The following is a 19136-nucleotide window of genomic DNA, read 5'->3' as shown; positions in this document are numbered from 1 at the left end:
TGGGCGAGTCGATCCCCTCGGGGCCGTCGGGGCGAGAATGGCGCGCGTCAGGGGATAGCCAAACGTCCATTACTCACCACCGAGAGTCATCGGGTTACGGCCCGTACGGGTCTGCTCGTAAAGCCGCTCAACTAGTGCGGGATCGTAATTGACCGCATCGGCACCCCGACGGTTACGCGAGTTGGCGCGATTGGTGAACCAGTCGTCAATTTCGCGCGTGACCTTCGGCATGAACTTGTCACCCATGAGTGCGTGAGTTTCAATGCCAGTGCCAGCGATACCGCCGCTGTCCTTGCGACTCATTGGGAGCTTTCCATCTCGGGCCCGTTCCCGGTAAGTCCGCTGCCATTCCTTGACGTGTGAATCAAGAATTCGCTTGATTCCAGCCGGCATCGGGTCATCGTCATCATCGAAGAGATTCATTTCGTCCATGAACTCGGCACGAATCTGAGCGCGGGACGGGCCTGCCTCGGTGCGACGCTTTGAGATATCAGCGCGCTTACCGTCGATCTCTTCAAGCTGCGTTCGTAGCTGCTCGGCCAGGCTGACTAGCTCGGTGTCCTCGGCGTCAAAGGCGGCCGGGTCAATGTCCGGCTGATCCTCGGTCTCTGCGCTGGGATCTAGGAAGCTCATGGATTACCCCCAATAGGTTCGGGAACGGAATGCGGGAACGATCTGCGCCCGCTCGCAAAGGTCGAAATCAGCGCCAGCGGCAACCGACGTAATGCCGTCCTGACCGAGGTAGCGCGCGATCTGCTGCTTTTCCTCACGGGTTAGGGACGGCTTCCCGAGCGAGGAGGCCCCGCCGTACTGGTACTGATATTCACCGGCCATCTCCGACCGGTAGCCCTCGGGGTTCCGAAACCAACGAATGACGACCTGAGCGGAAATCATGGAGAACAGATAGGGCAGCGGATCGGGGCGAACGTCCCACGCTGCCTCTAGGTCGATCAGCGCTGATGTATCGAGAATTCCCGTGCTGATCATGAGCCGATCGGCGTCATTGAACGTGGTTCCCATTCGGGCCTCTACGTCTTCAACGGTGCACATCGGCACGGGCTCAATTGGTGTCGTCACGCGTGAGCCTCCGGAGATCAGCGAGCAATTCGGCAAGGGGGGTCGGGCGACCGGCGATTACGTCCGCTGCCTGGCCACGGATAAAGGCCGTGGCGATGGTCCACGCGGCCGGGTCGTCGGCGAGTAGCGAAATGGCTACGTCGTGATCAATTCGTAGGGTGATTACGTGCACTTGGTCACGCCCCCCGATCGGTGCCGACGCTGGCGAATGCGTGCGGCAATGCGCTTGCATTCCTGGGAACAGTGCTCGGACGGGATGCCGCCGTGGCGGATGTCCAGGAACCGTGAGCCGCAGATGCGACAGCGGGAGCGGGAGAGAGAAATGGCAGTCACGCAGCAACCCCCTTTCTGGTCTGTGACAAAAGGGGAAAAGAATGACCCTCTCGATTGCCGGGCGAACGGATCAACCGAGAGGGTCACGCCACACATGCGCAGACTCAACCGCCAAGAGAGGGGACGGGAGCCGGTAGCGCACGGGCGAGAATGTGGGTCACCTGGGAACGTTCCTAGGTGATCGAGCGGGACACGCGCTCGTATGCCCACACCTATAGAGAGCGAGTTCGTTAAGGGGGTTGCGTGGATTTCACCGCAATATCGAGGCCGGCTGGACTACCGTTACCGTTTCGTTACATTGAATGGAAAGGTGGGCAATTCGACCGGGCCGGAATCGCCATTCAGCGGGAGGGGTTCGGCACTGCCCGAGAGAAAACGACACACCTCTAAACCCTCTCTGACCTGGGGTTATTGTGCTTGGGGTGGTGTTGAGTGTTGATTCTGAACTAAAAGTTTCTTCCCAATGGGGTTTTCCACGGGCCGAAAGATTTCTCTCTCAGGAACAGCACTCGACACACTCACCCCCTCCCCGCTGTGTAACCGCCCTTTTCGCTGCCGCTTCACTCAAAGGCTCTGTGCGCCCACCTAACGGCCTCGCAGGGCATCGCCGGTACTCGGTCCCACCTTGTGGCTGTAAGGCGCTCACGGGGCCGTACAGGGCTTCCTAGGGCATAGCAAAGGGCCCCGCCCGGATCTCTCCGAACGGGGCCCGCTGTTGTTCAGGTGTGGCTAGAGGGCGTCAGCGTGAGCCGCGCCTAGGTAGTCGGCAGCATCGGCAAGCCTGCTGTCCCTAAGCGTCAGGTCCACCCGCGACCTATCGAGACTCCGCCACCCACCGGCACGGCCGGGCTTCACAGCGAGGAACGCCCCGGCGTCCGTGAGCATTGCGCGCCTGCCCGCTGTGTCCTCAGCCTGCCACTCGTCGGCGAACCTGCGGCCGGTATCGATCCGTTCGACGTAAGCCGGTACGGCGGGAGTCTCTTCAAGCTCGGCGAGTCGGGCGTCAAGGGCGTCTGCCCGCTTCTGCCACGCTGCCTTTGCGGACGAACTCCGCTGCTGCCCCTGCTGCTCCTGGTGCGCCTCATACTCGGCCAGCGTCGCCGCGATTTCGGGGGCCGGGTCGTATCCAGGGTGATGGATAGTCCGAGTGATTTCGAGACCGCCGGTCAGCCGCAGGAACTCTTGTTCCACGTATTCATCGATCCAGTCCGCCCGGATATTGACAGTGTTTTCGCAGACCTCGCCACGGGCCGAAGCGCCACAGCGATAGGTCGGACGCTGCCCCGGCTTGGATTCCTGCGAGTTGAGATACAGCCGTCCGCCGCAGGATGAACAGTGGGCAATACCGAACAGCAGCGCGTTTGTGTCTCGCCGGGCGGTGTTGTTCACGCTGCGCTCATCCAATAGCGCTTGGACGCTGTCGTATTCGGCGCGGGTCAGGATCGGTTCCCGTGTCGCCATGACCGGCCGTCCCTCGCCGTCGCGCACCGGCTTTCCGTTACTCAGCTTCCAGCCGATCAGAGTCTCACTCCGCAGAATGCGCGCGAGTGTGACGGAATTCCAGCGGGTCGCCCTCTTGATTTCCCGCCCCTTGTGCTCCGACCATCGGTCGGTCGGTGACGAAACCCCAGCCTTGTTCAGCGCGTACACAATGCTGTTCACGGTCGATCCGCTAACCAGTGCTGCTATCGCGCGCTCAATGACCTTGACGGCTTCCGGGTCAGGAATGAGAGTCCACCCGCCACCTTCCAGCGGGGTGGGCAGATAGCCGTACGGGGCACGTGAGCCGCGCCACCTGAGCGGCATTGTGCGAAGTGCAGCCTGTGCACCCTCGACGCGCTCCCGGATGCTCTCGGCTTCCATCTGCGCGGCGAAAGCCATAAGCGTTGCGATGAGTTCACCAACGACGCTGGCCATGTCCAATTCGAGTCGCGCACCGCCGGGGCCCTCGGCGAACAGGAGACGCTTTCCGTGCTTGCGCGCCCACGAGATCAGCGCGGACATGTCGGCCATGGAACGGACCGCGCGGTCAAGCCTCCAAAACACGATGACGTCGAATTCGTCCGGACGCCCCAACCAGGAACCAAGTTCCGGACGTTCAAAGGGAGTTGTCTTGGACGCGCTGACTCCGAGGTCCACGGCTTCACCAACGATGCGTGCGCCGATGGCTGCGGCGGCGGCATGGTTGGCGGTGCGCTGGCGTTCGGGTGAGGTGGTTTCGTCCGTCAGAACGCTAAGACGGATAGCTGACAGGGCACGGGGGGCGGCGTTGTTCATGCCATCCCCGAGCGAGTTGGTGAAGTTACCCGCGCTGACCTGCGGTTTTGCTGCCATGTGGCTTGCTCCGTAGAACCACTAGAACGGAGCGTTCGGAGACCACGACGTCGTGGACGACTGGAACACCAGCGAGGCCTGGGTGCGGGACATGCGGCGCACCCCGTGGTGGCACGAGCGGATCGTCAGCGGGCTCATGTCGTACTGGGTCTATCAGCACCTCGGCAACCTCTCGCCCGACGCCCTGGAGGCCGACCCCGTGTACGCGGCCGTACGCGCCGCCCCGGACGGAACCGAGACCCTGCGGGCCCACGCCGCCGCGGCCGACGCCGACCCCACCCGGACCAGGTGGAGCTACCGGCGTGTTTTCGGCCGAGTCCGGGTGCTGATGGTGGACACCCGGGCGGCCCGGGTCCTGGAGGAGCAGCAGCGGTCGATGCTCCACGCCGAGGAGGCCCGGTGGCTGCGCGACGAGATGCTGACGGACCCCGGCGCCTACGACCACCTGCTGATCGGAACCTCGCTCCCGTGGCTGCTGCCGCCCCTCATACACGACACGGAGACCTGGAACGCGGCTCTGTGCCGCGGGGAGCGGGGCGAGCGCTGGGCACGCCGCGGGGAGAAGGTGCGCCGTGCCGGTGACCTGGAGCATTGGGCCGCGTTCCCGGACTCCTTCCGCCGCCTGACGGAGCTGCTGAGGGAGGCGGGGCGCATCCGTGACGCACCGGCGACGATATGCGTGCTGTCGGGCGATGTGCACCATGCGTACGTCGCCCAGCCCCAGTGGTCCGATTCCACCCCGGACGGCACTCCCGCCGCGCACGTCCTGCAGCTGACCTGCTCCCCCGTCCACAACTCCGTCCCCGGATACATGCGAACCGGATTCCGGTTCGGCTGGAGCCGGGCGGGCCGGTGGCTCGGGCGCGCCCTGGCACTCCACGGCCGGACGGGTCGCCCACCGATGCGCTGGCGCAAGACGGGCGGGCCGTGGTTCGGCAATCAGCTCATGACCCTCACCCTGCGCGGCCGGAAAGCTGCGCTGACATTGGTTCAGGCCAGGGCCACACCCACGGGGGCACGGTTCGAGACCGTCCTGGAGCGTTCGCTGACCCCTGACGACTGATCCGTTTTCAGCCAGTCGACAGAATGTTGAACTTGCAAGTAATAATGAGGTCACCCTAACCTGAGGGGCCCCGATCGGTTTCACGTCCCCAAACCGAAGGAGCCCCACCTCCCATGTCCATACGTCTCAACCGGGCACAGCCCTACGCACTCGGTCTCTTCCGAGTCGTCATCGGCTTCCTCTTCGCCTGCCACGGCGCCGCCTCCCTCTTCGGGGTCCTCGGCGGCTCCATGGGCGGCGGCACCGTGCCCACCGGCACCTGGCCGGGCTGGTACGCCGCGGTGATCCAGCTCGTCGGCGGCACCCTGGTCGCACTCGGACTCGGCACCCGGATCGCCGCTCTGGTCTCCTCCGGTTCGATGGCCTACGCGTACTTCAAGGTGCACCAGCCCGAGTCGCTGTTCCCCCTGCAGAACGGCGGCGAGGCATCGGCGGTCTTCTGCTGGGCCTTCCTGCTGCTTGTCTTCACCGGCCCCGGCGCCGTGGCCGTCGACCGGCTGTTCTCCTCGCGCGGCGGCTCCGCGCGTGGGAGCGCGCCCACGCACGAGAAGGCCCAGGCCGTCTCGGTCTGACCGCACACTCCCCACGCCCCGGCCCCCCTCCTCCCGAGGGGGGCCGGGGTCGTACGTGACCTGCGCAACATCAGCCGCCCACCCGGCGAATACCAGGTGAACCGGGTGCACGGCAGGCGTACGCTGTACAGCTGACCCTGCCGCTCCTGCCGCTCCCCTGCGACGTCGCGGCGTTGACACGGAAACACGGGATCGGGGAGTAGAAAAGTGCTCGAGAGTGTGGGCGCGCTGACCGGCAGCCCATGGATCTACGCAGTGGTCGCCCTCTCGGTACTCCTGGACGTCTTCCTGCCCGTCCTCCCCAGCGGCGTGCTGGTGATCACCGCTGCCACGGCAGCGGCCGCGAGCACGACCACCGTCACCGCCGCGGCCGGCGAGGCCACCCGGCAGGTGCCCTCGCTCCTGGCGCTGATCCTCTGCGCGGCCACCGCCTCGGTGCTCGGCGACCTCGTGGCCTACCGCGTCGCCTGGCGCGGCGGCGACCGGCTCGACCGGGCCATCGCCCGGTCCCGCCGTCTCACCTCCGCACAGGAACGCCTGGGCGCCGCGCTGAGCCGTGGCGGAGGGGCGCTCGTGGTCATCGCCCGTTTCGCCCCGGCCGGACGCTCCGTCGTCTCCCTGGGCGCGGGCGCCGCGCACCGCAAGGTGAAGGAGTTCCTGCCCTGGTCAGCCGTCGCCGGGGTGGCCTGGGCGGTCTACAGCGTGGGCCTCGGTTACTTCGGCGGCCAGTGGCTGGGCGCGGGCTGGCTGGGCACGGCCGTCTCGGTCCTCGCCCTGTTCCTCGCGGGAGCGCTGGCGGCGCTGGTCGTCCGGCGTCCCGCGCACGCCGCCACCGCCCCGGCCGCCGGAGCCACGGCCGGGACCTGAGCACCCGGTCGCTCAGACCCGGGCGGCGGCGCCCCGTATCTCCAGGCCGTCCAGCAGCCGCTGGGTCGCCTCGGCGATCTCGGCCACGGCGCGGTCGAAGACCTCCTGGTTGTGCGCGGCGGGCGCACGGAAGCCCGAGACCTTGCGGACGTACTGCAGGGCGGCGGCTCTCATCTCCTCCTCGGTGGCCTCTTCGGGGATGGCGGGCGGACGAAGCGTCTTGATGCTGCGGCACATACCTCCAGTGTGCGACGCACCACTGACAACGCCCCCTCAGGACCCACGGCGCGTCCGCGGAGCCCGGCCGCCCCCGGCCCTTTCGACCGGCGGGAGGACGTAGTTCCCGTCGAGAACGGCCTGGCCGGGCAGGTGCAGGCGCATCAGCGGCCGGAAGGCGCCGGCCGGCACCGGCAGCCAGTTCGCGGCCGCACCGGGGTCCTCGGGCCGTTCCGCGGACAGGTGCAGCGTCAGCGAGCCGTCGGCGCCGTACACGAGCCCCGGCGTCCGGTCTCCGATCACGTAGCGGTCCGCCGCGTTCGCGACCAGGTGGCCGCCCGGGCTGTCGTACACGGTCAGCGACCAGAACGCCCGGACCGGTGGCGGCGGTGCGAGGCGTACGACGTAGCGATGGGAGCCGGTCAGCGAGTGGCCCCGGGAGTCACGGGACGTGTGCGCGTACACCGCCTCGTACCCATGGGGCAGCCACCGCCCGCGCCGCGCGGCCACCGCCCTCACCAGGTACGACGCCTCCCGGTCGGGAATCCTCCACTCCGGCGACCCGAGCGTCCCGACACCGAGGTGGTCCAGGTTGTGGTCGCGCAGGTGCGGAACCGTCTGCCAGGCGCCCGGCGGGCCGTCGGCTGCGGTCGCCGGCCGCCGGGCCGCCTCCTCCACCCGCAGCCTGCCCAGCGCGAGCCCCCGCCCCAGAGCGCGTACGAGACCGGGTCCCGCCGACACGTACGGCGAGATGCCCTCCTCCAGGAGCCCCAGCGGCTGGAAGCGGTCCTGGTACGCACGGTCGGGGGCGGCGGGCGGGAAGTCCGCCATCCACACCCGGAGCTCCTCGAAGAACCTCAGTTCCCCCGGAACCCCGGACTCGGTCGCGGGGAGCCCGGTCCGGTGGGCACGGTCGCCCAGGTGCGTGAGGGTGAGCTCCTGCTGCAGCGCCCTGACCCGGGGCATGTCCTCCGGGCCGTCGCACGCCAGGCGGCCGACGACGGAGACGACCGAGGTGGGCGCGTCGATCACCCCCGACACCACGTCCGGCACGGTGCCGGACCAGCCGGGCGGCACGATCAGCCAGTCCCCCTCGCCCGTACCGGTCGCCCGGGGGCCGAGATAGGCGAAGGCGTTGCCCCACGCGTCCACGAACTGCAGGACGTAGTACGCACCGGCGGTGTCCGGGACGTGCAGCCTGACCGGCCCCCCGGACAGGTCGAGCTGGGCGAGCGCGTCGACGAGGTCGGCCGGGGCGAACGGGACGTGGGTGCCGGGCGTGGCCGGCCCGTCGGCATGGGCGAAGTCGTTGAACGGCGCGGGTGCAAGCGCGCCGCACCCCTCCTGGAGGCACGCCTGGACCGCCGACAGCTGCCGGACGAGCGGCGACCCGTAGACGTACGCCTCGGCTGCCAGCCCCGTGATCGCGTCCGGTTCCATGCCACCTCGCCCGCGGTTCACGTCAGATGACCGGCTTCGCCCGGTGGGAACACAGGGCCCAGATCACGAAGGTGTCGAGCGCCACGGAGATGATCGCCCACACCGGCTGGTACGGCAGCCAGACGAAATTGGCGATCAGGTTCAGCGCGGCCAGCACGATGCCCACGCCCCAGGCCCAGGCCGAACCCTTGAGAATGCCCCATCCGACGAACACGAGGAGCACCCCGAGGACCAAGTGGATCCAGCCCCAGGCGGTCACGTCGAATGCGAACGTGTAGTTGCTGACGCGCGTGTACACCTCGTCGGACGCGATGCCCGCGATCCCCTTGACGATGGCGAGGATGCCGTCGACGAGGAGCACGACCCCCGCGAACATCACCCCGCCCGCCGCCCAGGGGCTCCCGGGGCCGGCGGAGGAGGGGCGCGGGGTGCCGGGTTCGGATGCTGACTGGGCCATGGGAGTCCTCCGCTCGACGAACCGTCCCGCACCGCTGCGGGCAGATCCGACCCTGTGCGCCGGTCGCCCGCGCCACGACCCCGACGCGCCCGTTCGGGTGACGGCCCGCCCCGCTCAGGCCGCTCCCACGGTGACGACCTGCCCGAGCGCGTCGACGGTGACCGCCACGCGCTCGACCTTGTTCGTCAGCGCCAGGCCCGCCCACACCGGACCCCACAGACCGCACGAGAAGACGGTCAGGAAGGCGTGCAGGACGTGGTCGACCGGCTCACCGCGCACCAGGACCGCCTGGCTCCCGGAACGGGACTCCACCCGCCACCCGGCCGCGACGCGCCGGGTCACCACCCAGTCCAGGACCAGTCCCCGCCGCACGGCGTCGGGGGCCTCTCCACCGGCCCCGTAGTAACCGGGGGGCGGCTCCAGTGACGCTTCGGGCCGGCGTGCTCCACGACGTCTCACGGGGCTCACCTCCAGGTGTCGAGATCTCCGCCTCGCCACTCGATCAGCTCCGGCTGGTCCAGGTCGATCTCGTCGGCCCCCTGCGCGAGCCCGGCACGCCGCAGGAACGAGGCGACGTCCCCGCGCCCGTGCGCCAGCCCGACGATCTGCCCACGCACGGTCACCCGCCGCCCTCCGGTCGGCGAGGGCGGATACACGATCACAGGCGGAAGTGCGGACATGCCTCCACCGTCCCCCGCCGCCTGCCCACGCGCATCCCGGGGGCGGTGGGGGGCGGCCGGGGCGCCAGGCATCGGCCGGGGCGCGCGTGCCGCGCAGCCGGCCGCTTCGGCTTCGCGGGACGCGGCGACACGGTGCCGCGGGGCCGCGGTGCCGCAGGGCCCGCGGAAGGTCCGGCTCCCCGGCGGTACGCGTCGGGCCGGGCTCCGCGACTCGACGCGTACCGCCCTCGCACGGCCGGCCCCCACCTGGTGGCATCGCCGCACCGGCGTCTTCCGGCCTGACAGGCCCCTGTTGGCCCCCTGGGCCACCGGACTCGCTAGGGTCGCCGGCATGACTGCCGCCATAGCCGCCATGATCACCGCGGTCTTCGGAGTGCTCGGCACACTGTTCGCACCGGTGCTCACGAGCCGGGTGACGAGTCGCCAGCGTGCGGCGGAGCGGCAGGTGGAGGAGGAGCGGCGGCTCTTCGAGGAGCGGCGCGCTGCCTACATCTCGATGAACCGGGCGACCGGCCACTTCCACACGCTCCTCAAGGACGCCCTGCACCGCACCCGCGACGGGGTCCTCACCGACGACGACCGGGCACGCCTCGAGGAGGGCCGGCGTGACTACCGCGACCGGTACGCCGAGGCCCAGATGATCGTTCCCGAATCCGTCCTCGACGCGTCCCGCGAGCTCAACGTGGTCCTCGCCGGGACGGACGCCGCGCTCAAGCGCATCGACCGCGGGCTGCCCCGCGACGGCGAAACGGCCGGGCAACTGCTCCTGGACATCAAAGCCGCAGATCCGAAGCTCGCCGCCATGCACCGCATCATGCGCCGGGATCTCGGCGTCCCCGACTGAACCGCCGCGGTCGCGGTGGGTCTCTGCTGTACTGCTGGCCCGGAAGGCGTACGACACATGGTGGAGGAACGGTGAGTGTGGGAAGGCGCGGCGTGCTGGGAGTCGTGGGCACGGCGACCGACGGCGTCCAGGGGCTGCGCAGCGGCCTGGTGGAGCCGGCGATCGCCCTGGGCTGGCAGGTGGCCGTCACGCTCACCCCGAACGCCGGCCGGTGGCTGAGGGCCGACGGTGAGCTCGGACGGCTGGAGTCCCTGACCGGCCTGCCGGTACGCGACACCCCCCGCCTGCCGTCCGAACCCCGCCCGCACCCCGTCGCCGACTGCTACGTCGTCGCACCGGCGAGCGCGAACTACGTGGCCAAGCTGGCCACGGGCATCGCCGACAACCAGGCGCTCACGCAGGTGGGCGAAGCTCTGGGCACGATCGGCGTCCCAGTGGTGGTGTTCCCGAGGATCAACGCGGCACACGCCCGCCACCCTGCGTGGGAGTGCCACGTCGAGGCACTGCGGAGGGCAGGCGTGGACCTGGTGTACGGGGCGGACGTCTGGCCACTGCACGAACCACGCCAGGAGCCGGCGGACCGGGAGCCTCCGTGGGCCACGATCCTCGGCCGCCTGGGCCCCGGGACCCGTTGATGCGGAACACGGCAGGCGTGATCACGGCTGTGAGCAGCAACGCGACGTACTCGTTCAGCAAGCCCACGCGCGAGTCCGTCACCCTGCTCGCCGGGCTGGGTGTCGAAGGGGACGTCCACGCGGGCGGCACGATCCGCCACCAGTTCCGCATGACGTACGAACCCGACCTGCCCAACCTGCGCCAGGTGCACCTGATGCACGAGGAGCTCTTCGACGAACTCGCCCTCAAGGGCTACGCCGTCGCCGCGGGCGACCTCGGCGAGAACATCACCACCCGGCACATCGATCTGCTCGCCCTCCCCACCGGCACCCTCCTGCACCTGGGCTCGCAGGCGGTGGTGGAGGTGACGGGCCTGCGCAACCCGTGCGCGAAGATCAACGACTTCCGTCAGGGCCTGCTCGGCGAGGTCTTCGCCATCGACCCGGCCTCGGGGGACTTCACGTTCAAGTCCGGCATCATGGCCGTGGTCCTCCACGGCGGCCCGGTACGCCCCCACGACACCATCGAGGCCGAACTCCCGCCGGGCCCCCACCGCCCGCTGGAGCGGGTCTGAGCGAGCGGACCCACCGGCGTAGGCTCCGCTCGTCCGCATGAAGAGCGTGCACGACCGAGGGGGCGTTCATGGGTGGTTCGGGGAGAGCAGACACGCAGACGGAGGACGCGGCACCCGGCAGCAGACCCCGGCCGCGACGACGCCTGCTCCGACGTCTGGGAGTCGTCGCGCTCGTCCTGGCGGTCCCGGTCGGGGGACTCGTCTGGCTGTTCCAGGACGACCTCTTCCACCCGTTCGGCGACGCCAGGGCCTGCGAGGGGAGCGACGCTCCGCTGTCGGACTTCCCCGGCGTCGGCAACGCGCCGCTCCCCGACGACGCCTCGGACGTTCACTACTTCACCCAGGACGGCACCGCCCAAGTCTCCTTCCGGAGCAGCCGGATACCGGAGTTCCTCCACCGGTCGGGCCTCCTCGCCGAGGGCGCGCCCCCGTTCGACAAGCAGGACGGCGGTGCGTACGGGCTGGGAGACGGCGAACCCGATCGTCCCCAAGGCCTGTGCGGCCCCGCCCTCCGGGGCCCCGCGTGGATGTACGGCGGCACCTTCGTCAGCGTCCTGGTGGAACGCTCGGACATCAACCCGGACGCCTTCCGTGGCCCGGCGGCCCGCGCGGTGGTGACGTACAGGTCCCCCTGACCACGGCCACCGTCCGAACTCCCTCTCTTTTACGCGGATCAGGCTGATCGAGCCGCCTTCCGACGGGTCCCTCCACCGCGTGGCTTCGAACCGACAGGGATTTCGGACGATGAGCCGTACGGCCCCGGGCAAAGGTGTCAGCGGACCTGCCCGCCCTTCTCCGGTACAACGGTCTGCATGAGCTGGGTGGCGAACGTGATGATCTCGGTCGACATGGCCGACGGCGCGAACGTGGAGGGGCTGAGCGAGTGGTTGCGGACGGAAGCGCCCCGGGACGTCCGGCCGGAGTCCCGTGGGGTGGGCTTCCTGAATCTGATGACCGCCCCCCGGACCAACCAGTGGGGCGGTTGGAAACAGCCCGAGTGCGAGGTGTGGGCGGGCGTTCTGAACCACGCCGACCTCGATGCCCTCAGGCGTCGAGTGTTCGAGGCGCCATGGCGCGAGCCCCATCTGGTCCAGCTGATGGTGATGGACCAGGAGGAGGGTTTCTTCCGCCTGTGGATGCTACGAGGCGGTGAACTGCGGCAGTTCGCACCGCTCCAGCCGAACGAGGAGGGCGGTGGCTTCTATCAGCACCTGTGAGCGTGCGGCACTCGCGCCCGCGCCCGCGCGCCGCACGGGCGCGGATCTCCCCGGAAGGAAGCCCCGTGGTCGACCCCGCGCTCAAGCGCGCCCTGCGCGTTCTCCGCTCGGTGAAGTCGCAGAAGCCACCGGACGCGGACTCCGTCGAGTTCGCCGACTGGCGAGCGAGGATCGCTGAGGCCTTGGACGCGTTGGTCCCTGTGCTGGACTTCGAGGAGGACCGGGACAGAGCCAGGGCGGAGGCGGCAGCAGCACGGCAACAGGCCGCAGACGTGCGACGCCGCGGAGACAACACAGGGGCCGGCGAGCGCTGATGCTGCGGGCGGCCCGATCGTGTTCGCGGCGGACGACCTCGTAGCCGCCTTCGTCCAGGACCGCGACCGAGGTGAACCGGGGGGTGGTCGATGTGGTCGCCGCTCTCACTCTCGGCCCGGTAGCAGGCAGCTCCCGTCGGCCCCGCCTCCGCCCGGCCCACGGACCTGATCTGGCTCCACACGCCTTGGGCCGGCCGGCCTGGCCCTCTCGTCGCGACCACGCCCTACCGACCGCGCGTAGTGAACCACCAGACAGCGGCAGCGGCGATCCCGGCGATGACAGCGCACGCGAACAGGGCGCCGAACACGCCGCCTGGGCCCACTATGCCGATCAAGTTCTGCTCCCCAGCTACCCATCGCACCCGGTGCGCGATACCCGCGACCGGTCCGGCCACGCGCGGAGATCAGCATCGCACCCACGCCTCCTCTCGTGGACTCGAAGAGGAGAAGCCTGAGGGACTGATCTGAGCTGCTGCCGTGCGGATCAGGCGCGGCGACCTCTACGGGCGAGGCAGGGCGAGGCATGACCAGCTCGCCCGACCAACGGCCGACCGCGGCTCCACCAGACGGCCGCCCTCCCGCCGGTACGCCTGCTGCGCGTCGCGAGGCCCGGGGCACGGGCAGGACTCACCGGGCGGGGACGCTGCTCGATATGGTCAGATCCGATCGTGCCGCCTCGTGCAGCAGGTTGAGCACCTCCACCAAGGGAATCGGCCGGAGTTCAGCCAGGCCGCTGGAGGGGACCCGGGCCACCGTGAGGAGCTCCCACGTCCGTTGATTGACCGCGTGAGCGGCGGTGGCAGCCTTCTCGTGGCTCAGCAGGACGAAGGTTTCGAAGAAGATCGACCTTCGGTTCTCGCTCGCCTCCATCTCACTCAACGCGTCAGCCGAGTCCTCCCCTTGATCGCGGGCCCGCCCGGCGGCCATGGCGGCCCTCTGAATCTCCTTGATGCACGTCACGTACTCGATGTACGTGTCGAGCTTCCGCTCGTCCCATCGCGTGGCCATCTCCCGCCGGAACTTCGCTCGTTCAGCCATGGACGTCGCGAAGTACGAAGTCAGAGCGCCGACGAGGACGCCGACCAAGGTGAGGATCTGGGTGGCCATGGTCGACAACGTACCGTCGCGGGGAGTCTTCGGTCCCGGGCATCGGAGAGGCGGACCTCACGCCCAGCGGCCAAGCCCACGGCGTCGGACGGGCAGCGGTCGGACCACGATGACGACAGCTCCGCCTGGACGGTCCGGTGAACGGTCGTGGCACAGCCACCGTGGTGTCCGGCGCCTGCTCGCTGCGTGACGTCACAGGCGTCATGCCGGAATGAGGTCCGGCCACCAGGGCGGGATGTTTCCTGGGCACAACGGGGCGGGATAGGAGTCCGGCATGCCAAGCCATGTGACAAGGAACCAGGTGAACCACAGGGTGAAAACGAGCCCAGCGGCAAGGGCGCTCCTGCGATGACGTCTTCCGAGGGTTCTGAACAGGATCACCCACGAAAGCGCGGCGGCAATCCATATGAGAGGCGCGAGAAACAGCAAAGTCATGCCATTGGCCACGCCGTTGCCGATGCCACAGGCAGCCCATGCCTTCCCCATCGCAGCAGTGGACACCACCGCGGTCAGTCCGCCGAAGAGGACTCCGAACCCAATTCCTCCTGGCCAGCGGCTCGGAGAGCTCGACGGTACTGTTCCCACGACCCATCTCCCCCTCGCCGTAGCAGGTGCGGAGAGTACCAACGCCCCGCAGCGCGTCCTGAAGCAGCCCGCTGGTGTCCTGGCCCGCCGTGACGACTGTCAGCCGTTCCCCGGGCTGTCGACGCCGTCGGCGGCGGATGAGGCTTCGGAGGTCTGCTCGACGACGTGGAGAAGCTCGCCCCGGCCCCTCCGCTGATCCGGTCAGCGCTTGCCTGTACCGCCTTCCACCGGTGTGCCGCCGCCCGGCACGGGCCAGCCGGGGGCAGAGACAGCCCGCGGCTGGGGGTGCGGCACCCGCGGCGGCTGCGCGGCGCCTGGACCCGTGGAGAAGGTGTCTGCGGACGCCCGATGCGACGCAGCCGAGGGCTGCCGTCACCTACTACCGTCAACGCCCCCGCAGCGGCTTGCTGCGGGGGCGTTCTGGCTGCTGGGCGCGGACGGTTTCGAACCGCGGACATCTGCTTTGCACGTTCGCTCGGCTCAGCTGTATGAGGCCTGCTACCAGGTACTGCCATGCCGCTCGTGACCGCGTAACGCTGCCCTCGACCACCGGTGTTGACGTCAGCCATTGATGTCAGATGCGCCGCATGAGTAGCCCTGCAAGGCCAGTCAGTACTTCTTTACGCCTACGTGGTCAACGATGAAGCGACGATTTTCGGGGTCTAGGGCGAAGTGAATGCGTCCGCAATCACTGTGTGAAACCCCGTCCCGCACCTTCACATGCGGCAGGGTGTCATGCTGCTTACCCCCGTAGGAGGCCCACCGCATCTTCGGATCCTTCTTAATGGTCAGATCGCTCGTTGCCACTCTCAGCCCATGCTGGGTGGAGAACCACTCGTCAAGGCGCGGCATAGACGGCTGCGGCTGCTCATAGAGGTCTGCTGCCGCCTTGGCAAGCAAGATCAACTGTTCAGTCATTTCTTCATGGAAGCGGTACTGATCTGACTTCCAGCTCCGCTCACCGTTGGGCGTGAACACGATCCGGCCCTCCGACGCCGCCTCCAGCGCTCGGTATGTGGGAGCCGCGACCCCCTTCTGCAAGTCAGGGATAGTCGCCCACGGGTCCACCGGTGCTGAAGGGGCACCAATGGAGACGCGTTCCTGCTCATAGAGCTTGCGCCACCGCGTCGCATCCTCTTCAAACTTGGCCGCGTCAGCAGCCTTGGCCACGTGCTCATCCGCCCGGGCCGCCTCCGATATGGCCAGCCCTTCCCAGTCGCTGACGCTTTCTTCCAGCTCACGTACGCGCTGCTCCAGTGCCGCCCGCTCTGCCACCGCATCACCAAGGCGACGGGCCTCCCCGACTTGGGCAGCCGCCCTTCGGGCAGCAGTCGCGCGCGCCGACTGCCGCGCCGCGTCCCACCCCCGGTCGGAGCCGCGCGCAAGCACGGACAGCTCCGCCAGAGTCCGCATCCAGTGCTCGACCATTCCTTCGACGGCGATCTCGGGCCGGGAATAGCGCGGATGGGACAGCCGGAGGTCGGGCCAGACCAGAACAGCCCCGCCATCGGGGACCTGCAGTTCAGGGAGTTCCCGCGAAAGCGCACGGCTGGTTGCGTAGTTGAGAGTGACGACCTGAGCCAGGCCGGCAAGCTGGGACGACGCCCGCCTGGCGAGCTGCCACGCTGACTCGTCCCGTGGCTGAATAACCAGAGCGGGCAGCCGGGTGGGGGCCGCCAGCGACTCAGAAAGCACCGATACCTCCTCGCTCTGGCGGATCGGTTCGAACCGACCGGTCACCACCTGGCTCAGAGTGCGCAGACTAAGCGCTTCGTCCCCGCATACCCTGCCCAACACATTCGGCCGGTACAACGACGGGTCTTGGATCGGAGCTAGCCAACCACTCGGGATCTCCTGTCCCATCATGACCCGCAACGACACCTGATCGGAGACCTTGGCCAGCGTCACCTGCGTGACGAACCGCGCACCACTGTCGACCGAATGCGACAGACGTACCCGCAGCGCCTGAGCAACGTCGCCTGTTTCAACCCACCAGTGCACTTGCCTCTGCTCACGGCCTGGCGGCTTGGCAGCCAGCAGCGCCTCTCCTGTGACGATCAGGTCCGCTGCCGTAGGCCCGCCGCTAGGAGGGCTGTTCAGCCACGAAGCAAGATGCTCACGCAGTTGCCCAAGCACGTCAAAGGAAACTCCGCGCGTCGACGACACGTCAAAATCGACCGCATACAGAGGCTGCATCCACACTCCTGTGCACAGCGCGCACTGATCACAACGCCTTTGGCGCAACCGTAGTGCGTGGCCGACCGCAACTGAACAGATCGCTACCCATCAGCATGACCTGGCTTAAAGAGATGGATGGTTCAGCGTCCCTCCGCGCGCCCCAGCACTGCTGGCCGTGCTCCCCTGTGCGGTGGAGGCGGATCATCATGCAGGTTGACGTGCCGGGCCCGGCGGTGCGAGAGACTCGCATCATGACGCCGCCGGATCCCGCCCCGCCCGAATCCCGCGTGCTGCCGGTCCCGCCGCCTCCGCGCTGGGCCGTGCGTGCCGCGCGTGGGGCTGCCTGGTCAACCGTCCCCTCCGGGGTGTGGCGCGTCGCGCTCGTGCTCGGGGTGCCGGTCGGGGTGATGGAGCAAGAAGAGTTTCTCGCCGCCTTCCCGCACAACTCCCCTCTGATCGGCCTGGCTTACGTACTGCTGATCGGTGCGGTCGCGGAAGTCGCCTCCTACCTCACGCTGGGCCTGGTACGGCCTTGGGGGGAAGTGATGCCCCGCTGGATTCCGTTTCTCGGAGGCCGCCCAGTCGACCACAGGATCGCGGTCCTCGCAGCTTCGCTGGGAGCTTTCGCGGTCACCTTCCTGTGGTGGGTCCTCTTCTTCGGAGGACTGCTGACCTCCCCCAGTCCGGATCCTGGCATCTCGGCCGGCGAAGCCCTCTTCGTCGCCGCCTACGCACCACTCCTGCTGTGGGGCCCGCTCCTGGCAGCGGTGGCCTGGTCCTACCACCGACGACACAGGACTTCTCTGTGATGGTGGTCGAATTCGGGATCCGATCCTGATTCGGGGGATGGAACCCGCCGGTAGTCCTGGGGCTCAAGGGGGCAGCACATGGCCAACGTTGTGAATCTGATCTTCTATCCCGTCAAGGGGTGCGCCGGCACGTCCATGAGCGATGCGCTCCTGACGCCGGCGGGCCTCGCGCACGACCGCAGCTTCATGGTCATCAGCGAGGACGGAATCTTCCGCACGCAGCGCCGGCACCCTCGCCTCGCGCTGATCCGGCCCGCCGTCAGCGCCGACGGCACCCGGCTCACACTCGAGTCTGACGACAGCGTGGAAGGTCACGGCACAGTCCGTCTCGACGTGACGACGTCCGCGCCACGCCGTGACGTCGATCTGTTCGGCACCGCCTTCCAGGGGATCGATCAGGGTGACGACGTCGCCGCCTGGCTCTCGGAGGTCCTCGGTACCCCCAGTCGTCTGGTCCGTGTGCCGCCGGAACATGACCGGATCGCCGATGGCCTGATCCCTGGCCCGTCCGGCTATGCCGACAGCAGTGCCGTGCACCTGCTGTCCCGCGCCTCCCTCGCCCTCCTCAACCGGCGGATGGCCGAGCGAGGTGCCCCACCCGTGTCGATGAACCGCTTCCGCCCGAACATCGTCGTCGACAGCCACGAGAGCGAGGGGGAGGGCGACTGGACGGCACTGCCGCACGCCGAGGACCACGCACGCCGCATCACCATCGGCGGTGCCGAGTTGGGCTATGCCAAGCTCGCGGTGCGCTGTGCCGTCACCCTGGTTGCGCAGGGGGCTGGGGCGCGGCAGGGGCCGGAGCCCTTGCGCACGCTCGCTGGCTACCGGCGAGCGGCGAGCGGGGGCGTAGTGTTCGGCGCGAAGTTCTCCGTGATCACGCCGGGGAAGCTGTCAGTCGGTGACGAGGTGGTCGTCAAGGAGTGGGGCGACGCCGAACTATGAGGAGAGCTGGTGCGATGACATCAGGCAACGCCCCACAGATCGGCGCACCACCGCTGGCTTGTCCTCAGTAGCCGTGTCTCAACCGAACATGATCGCTGAACTCCGCTGGTCAGGCATGGTTTCGCTCGGAGGAGGGAGAGATCCCGCGTCTTGATTCCGCCTGATCGTCGAGGGGTGCGCGATGACGTCGATGTTGGGGTTGCTGGAAGGGAGCCCGTTCTTTCATGCCCGAGACCGCACCCGAACCTCCGTCCAGACGATCACCCGCCGCCGGAAACCTCGAACGAGATCCGGATTGCCACAACGCACTGAAACGGTCCAGCCGCTGTCGGCATCAGCGTCGGCTGCTGCCAGAACTGCGGCGAGGATGCGTTCCCAGGTGCCGTCCATAGCCCACCTGATCAGGCGTTTGTGAGCGGTCCGGAACGAGCCGAGCTCGTCCAGCAGGTCCCGCCAGGGAGAGCAGGTGCGGTATTTCCACGCGATGGCTTCTAAGGTTCGGCGGTGATCGGCCCATCGTCAACCGCGGACCGGATCGGCCGGCATCAGCGGCTCGATCCGGTCCCGCATCGCATCAGTGATCACTAATCGGACAGACACGTCCGATCAACTGACCAGCCGATCAAAGAGACACGCTCTAGCCCTGCTGTCGGCTGAGAGGCACCGGCCGTCCGATCGAGCCGCCCAACCTGGACCGCATGCTGAAGCGGCAGCGTCCCGACCGTGGATGACCACGCCCGTTGATGTCAGAAGTAGATGTCAAAGGCCCCCAACCATGATCGGTTGGGGGCCTTTGCACTGGTGGGCGCGGACGGTTTCGAACCGCCGACATCTGCTTTGTAAGAGCAGCGCTCTACCCCTGAGCTACGCACCCGTGGATGAGGCAACAGGTTACATGGCCCACGGCCC

At 68.3% G+C, this 19136-nt stretch carries 20 protein-coding genes, 1 tRNA gene and 2 pseudogenes; 11 read left to right on the top strand and 12 right to left on the bottom strand.

Annotation, left to right across the window (positions count from 1 at the left end; genetic code table 11):
* Nucleotides 1-69 precede the first annotated feature (69 nt).
* The 3 genes from ACIRJR_RS12535 to ACIRJR_RS12525 all read right to left on the bottom strand — a co-directional run bounded on the left by ACIRJR_RS12535 (nt 70) and on the right by ACIRJR_RS12525 (nt 3744).
* Entirely contained in the window at nt 70-633 is a 564-nt protein-coding gene (locus ACIRJR_RS12535) for a hypothetical protein (protein WP_403777996.1), read from the bottom strand.
* Nucleotides 634-636: 3 nt separating this feature from the next.
* A complete protein-coding gene (locus ACIRJR_RS12530; protein WP_403777993.1) occupies nt 637-1077 on the bottom strand; it encodes a hypothetical protein in 441 nt (146 codons plus the stop codon).
* Between the two features lie 1062 nt (nt 1078-2139).
* The gene (locus tag ACIRJR_RS12525) at nt 2140-3744 is read right to left on the bottom strand and encodes a recombinase family protein (protein WP_403777990.1); all 1605 of its coding nucleotides are present in this window, start codon (nt 3742-3744) and stop codon (nt 2140-2142) included.
* Between the two features lie 34 nt (nt 3745-3778).
* On the opposite strand from ACIRJR_RS12525, the pseudogene ACIRJR_RS12520 reads away from it, so the two are divergent.
* The 3 genes and pseudogenes from ACIRJR_RS12520 to ACIRJR_RS12510 form a co-directional block, all read left to right on the top strand.
* Nucleotides 3779-4807: pseudogene (locus ACIRJR_RS12520) on the top strand (alkaline phosphatase family protein); the annotation flags it as partial.
* Between the two features lie 113 nt (nt 4808-4920).
* Nucleotides 4921-5379: a DoxX family protein gene (locus tag ACIRJR_RS12515; protein ID WP_403777987.1), complete on the top strand. Its 459-nt coding sequence runs from the start codon at nt 4921-4923 to the stop codon at nt 5377-5379.
* Nucleotides 5380-5586: 207 nt separating this feature from the next.
* The gene (locus ACIRJR_RS12510) at nt 5587-6246 is read left to right on the top strand and encodes a DedA family protein (protein WP_403777985.1); all 660 of its coding nucleotides are present in this window, start codon (nt 5587-5589) and stop codon (nt 6244-6246) included.
* Between the two features lie 12 nt (nt 6247-6258).
* Here the strand turns inward: ACIRJR_RS12510 and ACIRJR_RS12505 are convergent, their stop codons facing one another.
* From ACIRJR_RS12505 to ACIRJR_RS12485, 5 genes are all read right to left on the bottom strand, one after another.
* Nucleotides 6259-6483 (bottom strand): DUF2277 domain-containing protein, encoded by a 225-nt coding sequence (locus ACIRJR_RS12505; RefSeq protein WP_403777982.1) that lies wholly within the window; start codon nt 6481-6483, stop codon nt 6259-6261.
* Between the two features lie 36 nt (nt 6484-6519).
* Entirely contained in the window at nt 6520-7902 is a 1383-nt protein-coding gene (locus ACIRJR_RS12500) for a DUF1254 domain-containing protein (protein WP_403777979.1), read from the bottom strand.
* Nucleotides 7903-7924: 22 nt separating this feature from the next.
* Nucleotides 7925-8359, bottom strand: a complete 435-nt coding sequence (locus tag ACIRJR_RS12495; protein ID WP_403777975.1) for a hypothetical protein — start codon at nt 8357-8359, stop codon at nt 7925-7927.
* A gap of 114 nt (nt 8360-8473) precedes the next feature.
* Entirely contained in the window at nt 8474-8818 is a 345-nt protein-coding gene (locus ACIRJR_RS12490) for a hypothetical protein (RefSeq protein ID WP_403777972.1), read from the bottom strand.
* Between the two features lie 5 nt (nt 8819-8823).
* Nucleotides 8824-9039 carry a hypothetical protein gene (locus tag ACIRJR_RS12485; protein WP_403777969.1) on the bottom strand — a complete coding sequence of 72 codons (216 nt, stop codon included), beginning with the start codon at nt 9037-9039 and terminating at the stop codon, nt 8824-8826.
* Between the two features lie 331 nt (nt 9040-9370).
* On the opposite strand from ACIRJR_RS12485, the gene ACIRJR_RS12480 reads away from it, so the two are divergent.
* The 6 genes from ACIRJR_RS12480 (at nt 9371) to ACIRJR_RS12455 (ending at nt 12603) form a co-directional block, all read left to right on the top strand.
* Nucleotides 9371-9883: a hypothetical protein gene (locus ACIRJR_RS12480; protein ID WP_403777966.1), complete on the top strand. Its 513-nt coding sequence runs from the start codon at nt 9371-9373 to the stop codon at nt 9881-9883.
* A gap of 71 nt (nt 9884-9954) precedes the next feature.
* The gene (locus ACIRJR_RS12475) at nt 9955-10518 is read left to right on the top strand and encodes a flavoprotein (protein WP_403777963.1); all 564 of its coding nucleotides are present in this window, start codon (nt 9955-9957) and stop codon (nt 10516-10518) included.
* Nucleotides 10518-11072 carry an MOSC domain-containing protein gene (locus tag ACIRJR_RS12470; RefSeq protein WP_403777960.1) on the top strand — a complete coding sequence of 185 codons (555 nt, stop codon included), beginning with the start codon at nt 10518-10520 and terminating at the stop codon, nt 11070-11072. The genes ACIRJR_RS12475 and ACIRJR_RS12470 overlap by 1 nt, the downstream gene beginning before the upstream one ends.
* Nucleotides 11073-11140: 68 nt before the next feature.
* Nucleotides 11141-11707, top strand: a complete 567-nt coding sequence (locus ACIRJR_RS12465; protein ID WP_403777957.1) for a hypothetical protein — start codon at nt 11141-11143, stop codon at nt 11705-11707.
* 177 nt (nt 11708-11884) lie between these two features.
* A complete protein-coding gene (locus ACIRJR_RS12460) occupies nt 11885-12289 on the top strand; it encodes a squamosa promoter-binding protein 15 (protein WP_403777954.1) in 405 nt (134 codons plus the stop codon).
* Nucleotides 12290-12354: 65 nt separating this feature from the next.
* Nucleotides 12355-12603, top strand: a complete 249-nt coding sequence (locus ACIRJR_RS12455; RefSeq protein WP_403777951.1) for a hypothetical protein — start codon at nt 12355-12357, stop codon at nt 12601-12603.
* Between the two features lie 627 nt (nt 12604-13230).
* On the opposite strand, the gene ACIRJR_RS12450 is transcribed toward ACIRJR_RS12455, so the two are convergent.
* Nucleotides 13231-13710: a hypothetical protein gene (locus ACIRJR_RS12450; protein ID WP_403777948.1), complete on the bottom strand. Its 480-nt coding sequence runs from the start codon at nt 13708-13710 to the stop codon at nt 13231-13233.
* A gap of 1194 nt (nt 13711-14904) precedes the next feature.
* The gene (locus tag ACIRJR_RS12445; protein ID WP_403777945.1) at nt 14905-16491 is read right to left on the bottom strand and encodes a PspA/IM30 family protein; all 1587 of its coding nucleotides are present in this window, start codon (nt 16489-16491) and stop codon (nt 14905-14907) included.
* A gap of 233 nt (nt 16492-16724) precedes the next feature.
* Between ACIRJR_RS12445 and ACIRJR_RS12440 the strand changes: the two genes are divergently transcribed.
* Nucleotides 16725-17282 carry a hypothetical protein gene (locus ACIRJR_RS12440; RefSeq protein WP_403777942.1) on the top strand — a complete coding sequence of 186 codons (558 nt, stop codon included), beginning with the start codon at nt 16725-16727 and terminating at the stop codon, nt 17280-17282.
* A 78-nt stretch (nt 17283-17360) separates the two neighbouring features.
* A complete protein-coding gene (locus ACIRJR_RS12435) occupies nt 17361-18227 on the top strand; it encodes an MOSC domain-containing protein (protein WP_403777939.1) in 867 nt (288 codons plus the stop codon).
* Between the two features lie 306 nt (nt 18228-18533).
* Here ACIRJR_RS12435 and ACIRJR_RS12430 read toward each other — a convergent pair.
* Both ACIRJR_RS12430 and ACIRJR_RS12425 read right to left on the bottom strand, forming a co-directional pair.
* A pseudogene (locus ACIRJR_RS12430) lies at nt 18534-18827 on the bottom strand (transposase); the annotation flags it as partial.
* 199 nt (nt 18828-19026) lie between these two features.
* A tRNA-Val gene (locus ACIRJR_RS12425) sits at nt 19027-19101 on the bottom strand.
* Between the last annotated feature and the right edge of the window lie 35 nt (nt 19102-19136).

The sequence above is a fragment of the Streptomyces sp. NPDC102402 genome, assembly GCF_044765765.1.
Lineage (GTDB): Bacteria > Actinomycetota > Actinomycetes > Streptomycetales > Streptomycetaceae > Streptomyces.
This window is presented reverse-complemented; position numbering and strand designations above follow the sequence as displayed.

Excerpts from the sequence above, each read along its gene's own strand:
- ACIRJR_RS12465 (WP_403777957.1), top strand. The coding sequence starts at position 11,141 with ATGGGTGGTTCGGGGAGAGCAGACACGCAGACGGAGGACGCGGCACCC.
- ACIRJR_RS12460 (WP_403777954.1), top strand. The coding sequence starts at position 11,885 with ATGAGCTGGGTGGCGAACGTGATGATCTCGGTCGACATGGCCGACGGC.
- ACIRJR_RS12445 (WP_403777945.1), bottom strand. The coding sequence starts at position 16,491 with ATGCAGCCTCTGTATGCGGTCGATTTTGACGTGTCGTCGACGCGCGGA.
- ACIRJR_RS12505 (WP_403777982.1), bottom strand. The coding sequence starts at position 6,483 with ATGTGCCGCAGCATCAAGACGCTTCGTCCGCCCGCCATCCCCGAAGAG.
- ACIRJR_RS12480 (WP_403777966.1), top strand. The coding sequence starts at position 9,371 with ATGACTGCCGCCATAGCCGCCATGATCACCGCGGTCTTCGGAGTGCTC.
- ACIRJR_RS12485 (WP_403777969.1), bottom strand. The coding sequence starts at position 9,039 with ATGTCCGCACTTCCGCCTGTGATCGTGTATCCGCCCTCGCCGACCGGA.
- ACIRJR_RS12500 (WP_403777979.1), bottom strand. The coding sequence starts at position 7,902 with ATGGAACCGGACGCGATCACGGGGCTGGCAGCCGAGGCGTACGTCTAC.
- ACIRJR_RS12495 (WP_403777975.1), bottom strand. The coding sequence starts at position 8,359 with ATGGCCCAGTCAGCATCCGAACCCGGCACCCCGCGCCCCTCCTCCGCC.
- ACIRJR_RS12435 (WP_403777939.1), top strand. The coding sequence starts at position 17,361 with ATGGCCAACGTTGTGAATCTGATCTTCTATCCCGTCAAGGGGTGCGCC.
- ACIRJR_RS12535 (WP_403777996.1), bottom strand. The coding sequence starts at position 633 with ATGAGCTTCCTAGATCCCAGCGCAGAGACCGAGGATCAGCCGGACATT.
- ACIRJR_RS12515 (WP_403777987.1), top strand. The coding sequence starts at position 4,921 with ATGTCCATACGTCTCAACCGGGCACAGCCCTACGCACTCGGTCTCTTC.
- ACIRJR_RS12440 (WP_403777942.1), top strand. The coding sequence starts at position 16,725 with ATGACGCCGCCGGATCCCGCCCCGCCCGAATCCCGCGTGCTGCCGGTC.
- ACIRJR_RS12470 (WP_403777960.1), top strand. The coding sequence starts at position 10,518 with ATGCGGAACACGGCAGGCGTGATCACGGCTGTGAGCAGCAACGCGACG.
- ACIRJR_RS12525 (WP_403777990.1), bottom strand. The coding sequence starts at position 3,744 with ATGGCAGCAAAACCGCAGGTCAGCGCGGGTAACTTCACCAACTCGCTC.
- ACIRJR_RS12450 (WP_403777948.1), bottom strand. The coding sequence starts at position 13,710 with ATGGCCACCCAGATCCTCACCTTGGTCGGCGTCCTCGTCGGCGCTCTG.